This window comes from Nocardia carnea (genome assembly GCF_029869215.1).
GTDB lineage: Bacteria > Actinomycetota > Actinomycetes > Mycobacteriales > Mycobacteriaceae > Nocardia > Nocardia carnea_B.
Window position 1 is genome coordinate 1 of record NZ_JARWPM010000292.1, and the last position, 5,783, is coordinate 5,783.

At 68.2% G+C, this 5,783-nt stretch carries 4 protein-coding genes; 2 read left to right on the forward strand and 2 right to left on the reverse strand.

What is annotated here, in order from left to right; all coding sequences use genetic code 11:
* Positions 1 to 78: 78 nt before the first annotated feature.
* Positions 79 to 2,463: a lysylphosphatidylglycerol synthase transmembrane domain-containing protein gene (locus tag QH276_RS20610; RefSeq protein ID WP_280397666.1), complete on the reverse strand. Its 2,385-nt coding sequence runs from the start codon at positions 2,461 to 2,463 to the stop codon at positions 79 to 81.
* A 118-nt stretch (positions 2,464 to 2,581) separates the two neighbouring features.
* Here QH276_RS20610 and QH276_RS20615 point away from each other — a divergent pair, with 118 nt between their 5' ends.
* The gene (locus QH276_RS20615) at positions 2,582 to 3,181 is read left to right on the forward strand and encodes a GDSL-type esterase/lipase family protein (protein WP_280397667.1); all 600 of its coding nucleotides are present in this window, start codon (positions 2,582 to 2,584) and stop codon (positions 3,179 to 3,181) included.
* 95 nt (positions 3,182 to 3,276) lie between these two features.
* Here QH276_RS20615 and QH276_RS20620 read toward each other — a convergent pair whose 3' ends face one another.
* Positions 3,277 to 4,644 carry an ABC1 kinase family protein gene (locus QH276_RS20620; RefSeq protein ID WP_280397668.1) on the reverse strand — a complete coding sequence of 456 codons (1,368 nt, stop codon included), beginning with the start codon at positions 4,642 to 4,644 and terminating at the stop codon, positions 3,277 to 3,279.
* Between the two features lie 240 nt (positions 4,645 to 4,884).
* Here QH276_RS20620 and QH276_RS20625 point away from each other — a divergent pair, with 240 nt between their 5' ends.
* Entirely contained in the window at positions 4,885 to 5,673 is a 789-nt protein-coding gene (locus QH276_RS20625; RefSeq protein ID WP_280397669.1) for a GntR family transcriptional regulator, read from the forward strand.
* The last annotated feature ends 110 nt before the right edge of the window (positions 5,674 to 5,783 follow it).

Sequence of the window (5,783 nt, forward strand, 5' to 3'; positions counted from 1 at the left end):
GGTGGGGGGTGCTTTATTCCCGCCTGGGGGGGGCGCCCCCCAACCCCGCGCCGCCGGAGGCGGCGCCATATATGCAGCTCAGATCATGTTCTTATCGGTCATCCAGCGCATGACCTGCCAGCCGCAGAACACCGGGATCCAGCAGGTGAGCACGCGGTAGAGCAGTACCGACGGCACCGCCACCGCGGCCGGTAGCCCGAAGGCGGCCAAGCCACCGATGAGTGCCGCTTCGACCGCACCCACACCGCCGGGGGTGGGCGCGGCCGAGGCCAGGGTGCCGCCGATCATGGTCACGATGGTGACGGTGATGAATGTGGTGCCGCCGCCGAACGCCTGCACACTCGCCCACAGGGCCAGTGCCTGGCCCAGGGTGAGCGCCGCGCAGCCGAGCACGATGACCGCGCAGCGTTTCGGGTCGCGGGCCAGACGGGCCAGTTCCGCGACCACCTCCTGCAGTTGCGGTAGTACCGAGTTGTTCAGCCAGCGGCGGAGTTTCGGCACGAACATGAAGGTGCCGGCGATGCCTACCCCCACGCCGCCGATGAGATACAGGATCGTGGGCGAGGGTACGAAATGTGACAGGTCCGCCGAGGTGCCGGCGGCCACACTGAACAGCACCAGCAGCCCGATATGCGTGGACACCTGCACTGCCTGTTGCAATGCGACGGCCGCCGTGGCGCGGACCGCCCCCACGCCCCCCTTCTGCAGGAAGCGCACGCTCAGCGCCAGTCCGCCGACCCGCGCGGGCGTGGTGGTCGCGGCGAAGGTGTTGGCGATCTGCATGAGCACCAGCGGCCAGTACTTCACCACACCCGAGGCGCAGGCCCACAGCGCGGCGGCGGTACCGAGGTAGGTCAGCGACGACAACGCCAGCCCGGCCAGCGCCCACCACCAGTTGGCCTCGCGGAGCTGGGTGAAGAAGGTGGGGACCGCGCTGATGAACGGATAGGCGACGTAGACCAGGCCGATGAGCAGCACGAGTTGCAGCAGGCTTTTGCGGTTGAACCGGGTGATCTGCTCGGCCTCGATACGGTCTTGCCCGGTTTGCGTCCGCACTTCGTCGCGGGCCGCGGTCACCACCGATTTCCAGCCGGCGATCGAGTTGCGGATACCGCGGGGCATGGCGAATTTGGTCAGCCGCCGGGATGCGGTGAGCACCGCCTGTTCACCGAGTGCGCCGATCGCCGAACGCACCGCCGCCTCCGGGCCGAACACCGCGGCCATGGAAACCAGCAGCTGGGCGATATCGGATTGCAGCTGGGCGTCGGAGGCGCACAGTTCCGCCGCGGTGAAACCACCGAATTTCGCGCTGCCGTCGTGCACCCGGATTTCCGCGGGACGCAGTTCGCCGTGCGCGATCCCGCGTTCGCGCAGTACCGTGAGTGCCTGCCAGACGGCGTCCAGCGCCGCGATATCGGTGGGGTCCTGTTCGATCGAGCGGCCGGCGGGCAGCGTATGCGCGTACAGCATCCAGCCGCGGGGCAGTGCCGCCACCGTCACCGGGCGGTGCGCGGCCACGCCCAGATCGCCGAGCGCGATGGCCATCAGCGCGCGATGTTCCACGGCACGATGCATGGAACCGTGCAGGGGCGCGGTCTCGCTGGACCGGAAGGTCACCAGGCGCCAGAGCTGCCGTACGGCGCTGAGCGTGCGCTGATTCTTCCCGTACAACTCGACCACCAGCGCGCGTTCGCGCTCCTCGATCGTGGCCGAGAGCATGAGTGCCCCGGGACCGGCGGGCCGGACGACGGTGAGCCGGTTGACGGTATAGCCGCGGCGTGCCAGCTGGCGGACCGCCGCGTCCAGCGGCACCTCCAGCGCGGGCGTGCCGACCAGTAGCACGATCACCGCGCCGACCAGCCAGCCGAGCGCGAGTCCGAACATGGCCCGCGCCGGGACGACGGTGCTGACCACCAGGTGGATCGGCGCGAAGGCCAGGATCAGCACCCACAGCCAGCGCCGGGGCCGTACCGGTAGCCACGGGCTCGATACCGTGAGCACCGCGGCCAGCATGGCGATCCAGCGGGGATCGTCGAGGAACTGCTGCAGGAAGGTCTTGTCCGCGAAGTTCTCCGGGACCTGCAGATGCCACTGCGGTGCCGAGAGCCCGCTCGGTGTGATGGACAGCAGCAGCCCGGCCACGATGCCGGCGGTGGCGTAGCCGGCGAGTAGTTTCCAATGCCCGCCCCACACCAGTTCCACCAGGATCGCGAAGGGCAGGATCAGGATGGCGATCCCGTAGACCAGGTACACCAGGTTCGACTGGTCGGGGTTGAGGAATCCGACGATATTGGAGACCGAACGTTCCAGCGCCAGCCATTCGGGCCGGGTGATCAGCGATCCGGCGATCACCACGGCCACCCCGATGATCGCGAAGACGACGCGCAGGATATCGCTGGTCCGCCGGGTGAGCGGTTGTAGCAGGTTGCCCGTTACCGGGATTTCCCGCCCATCGACTCGCATGTCGTATCGGTACTTTCGGATCGAGGTGAAGCCGGCCGGCCGCCCGTGCCCACCAATTGGTGAGTATGCAGGAGGCCGTGCCGGACGATACACATCAACACGCTGCCAGAATCGGGGGGTGAGCAGTGATCTACGCATCTGTTTCGTGGGCGATTCGTTCGTCGCCGGGGTCGGCGATCCGCAGGCCCTGGGCTGGACCGGCCGGTTGACGGCACACGCCCATGCCGCGGGCCGGGTGCCGACCGCCTACAACCTCGGTATCCGCGGGCAGACCTCGACCGAGATCGCCGCCCGGTGGCGGGCGGAATGCGAGCCCCGGCTGCCCCGTGGTGTGCAGGGCCGGGTGGTGTTCTCCTTCGGGGTCAACGACAGCATGCAGGCGGCGGACCGGACTCGGGTGGACGCCGAAACATCGGTGGCGAATCTGAGCGCGGTACTCACCGGCGCCCGGGTACTGGAGTGGCCGGTGCTGGTGGTGGGTCCGCCGCCGGTGGACGATGCCGCGCACAACCATCGGATCGCCGCGCTCGACGAGCGGTTCGGGAAGGTCTGCGCCGAGCACGACGTCCGCTATGTCAGCAGTTGTCACCGGCTGGCAGCCGATCCGACCTGGATGGCGCAGGTGCGGGCGGGCGACGGGGCGCATCCCGGTGCGGCCGGATATGCCGCGTTCGCGGACCTGGTGCTGCCCACCTGGCGGGATTGGCTGGCATACTGACCGTTGACGCGGATAAGTAGGATATTTCTTCCGCAAAAAGACGTTCCGCACCGGAAATATGTCCCAGACGGTGCGATTGTTTCGGCTCCCGCGGCCTACCGGGCGGTGGCGCTCGAACTGCGACGCATGGTGTCGAACACCCCGCCGAGTTCCGGCACCGACCGGACCAGCTCGGCGGCGTAGTCGCACTCGGCCTCCAGCTGGCTCAAGGTCCCCAGCATGGTCAAGCCGGCCCGCACGAACGGTATGCAGTCCGGGGGCAGGGTGAGCTCACGCATCACATTGTTCAGCCGCGGACTGGTGACGCGCAGCACCTGCTTTCGAAACCAGCTGGTGGTCAAACGGAACCGCTCGTGGCGCACCGGCTCACCACACGCCGCGAGCGCCGAAGCCAGCGCCGTCGCATCGAAATCCCGCCCCGGTAGCGCGAACCCGTGCACGCGTACGGCCGTTTCCAGTGCGGTCGGCCCGCCGTTGAAAATCGCGTCGCACATCTGCACGGTCATCTCCGTGAACCCCGCATGCGGCCACGGCGCGCATGCGCCGAAATCCACCACTCCGAGCCGGCCGTCGGGTAGCAGCCGCAGATTGCCGGGATGTGGGTCGCAGTAGAGCAATCCGTGCCGTTCCCAGCGGGTCAGGACGAAACGCATCATCAGCTCGCCGGCCCGGTCGCGCTGCTCCCGGGTTCCCGATTCGATGATCCGGGACACCGGGATACCGTGCAGCCACTCCGAGACCAGCACATCGCCGCGCTGTTCGAGTACCTCCGGAACCCGGAATTCGGTGCTGTCGCGGTATTCGGCGGCGAATGCGCGCTGATTGCGCGCTTCCCCCGCGTAATCGAGCTCCGCGCGCACACTCTCGCACAGGGCCTCGGTCACCGATTTCACGTCGGCGCCCGGCAGTAGCACCGACGCCAGGATCGATATCCGCCGCAACTGCACCAGATCCGATTCCACCGCGGTGCGTGCACCCGGGTACATGACCTTCACCGCGACTTCGCGCCCGTCGTGCCAGACCCCCCGATGCACCTGACCGATCGAAGCGGCCGCCGCCCGCCGATCATCGAACTCCCGGAACAACTCCCGCCACTGCGGTCCGAAGGTCTCGGCCAGCACACCCCGTACCGTGGCGGGCATCATGACCGGTGCCGAATCCTGCAGCTGGGCCAGTGCCGCCTGATAGGGCGGCGCCAGATCACGCGGCAGGGCCAGCTGGTAGACCGCCAGCAGCTGACCGAGTTTGGCCGCGCAACCCTTCAGTTCCCCCAGCACCGCGAACATATGCTCAGCGGTGCGGGTCTGGATATCGCGGTTCACCTCGTGCGCCGGTCGGCCGAGCGCCCGGCGGCCCGCGCCGGCGGCCTGCCGTCCCGCGTAGGCGACCGGTAGCGCCATCAGTTTGGCGCTGCGCAGGGCCGGCCGCACGGGAGGTGCGCCGGGATCGCGTCGACTGCTCATTCTGTGCCTCCGGGCATGAGTCAGGGCCCCCGGTGGTAACGCTGCGACTCTGACACGCTCACACTCTATCCATCGCAGAGGAGCCAGATGCCTCCATGGTGACCCTTGGCCGCGATCTCCGGTCGCGACTCGCTCGAATTTGTTCCAGCCGCCCCGGTATTTCGCCTGTTCTCGTGTGCAGCCCGACATATTTGTGCATAGACTGTCTGGGACGTAACAGCTGCCGAGAGAGGTGTATCCATGGGGTCCCGCACGGTGGTCGCCGATGTCGCCGACGAACTGGCGCGGCGGGTCGCCGCGGGGGAATACCAGCCGGGTGAACTGATGCCCTCGGTGCGTCAGGTGGCCGACGAGTTCGAGATGAACCGGGCCACCGCCCAGCTCACGCTCGGCCGGCTGGAATCCTATGGTTTCGTCGAGGCGCGGCGCGGTAAAGGTTTCACCATCCGCGAAGTCCGGTCGGCCGGCGGCCTGGACGTGTACCGGCATCTGTTCCGGTTCTCGCTCCCGATGCCCGAGGTCGCGATCGAAATGTTCCGCGATATCGTCGAGGTCGAACGCGGGATCATCCTGGACGCACTGCTCGCCTACACCGGCGCGGCGCCCGGTGGCCCGCAGGCCGCGGGATTCGATATCGCCGAGCTGAAGGCCGAGGTCGATACCCTCGAAACCCTCGCTCGCACCGACGTTCCCGATCACCGCCGCATCCTGGCCATCGAACTCGGTATCGTGCGGCGGCTACTGGTCGCGCTGGAATCGAGTATGCAGCGCGCCATCCTGAATTCGATCGGTGAGATGGTGCTCGAGGTACCGGAAGCGGTCGAAGCCTACTTCGCCGGCGCCGCCGACCTGCACGTTCTCGTCTGGCGAGCGCTCATCGCGGTCTGGGAATCGGAATCCGGGCCCTCACCCGCCCAGCTCGCCCTGTTCGAGGACCTGTTCGGCATCTACCACAACAAGGTCATCGCCCGCTTCGAAGAACTCGTCGATCCCCAAGGCCAACCGGAGATCCACGCCGTCACCGCCTGAGCTGTGTTTATTGGCGCCGACTTCGTCGGCGCGGGGGGGGGGGGCCCGGGGGCGGGCGGGGGGGGGGCGCGCCCGCCCGGCGCCGCGCGCGCGCGGCGGGGGGGGGCGAG

Coding starts and splice junctions, on each gene's coding strand:
- QH276_RS20610 (WP_280397666.1), bottom strand. CDS start 2,463: ATGCGAGTCGATGGGCGGGAAATCCCGGTAACGGGCAACCTGCTACAA.
- QH276_RS20620 (WP_280397668.1), bottom strand. CDS start 4,644: ATGAGCAGTCGACGCGATCCCGGCGCACCTCCCGTGCGGCCGGCCCTG.
- QH276_RS20625 (WP_280397669.1), top strand. CDS start 4,885: ATGGGGTCCCGCACGGTGGTCGCCGATGTCGCCGACGAACTGGCGCGG.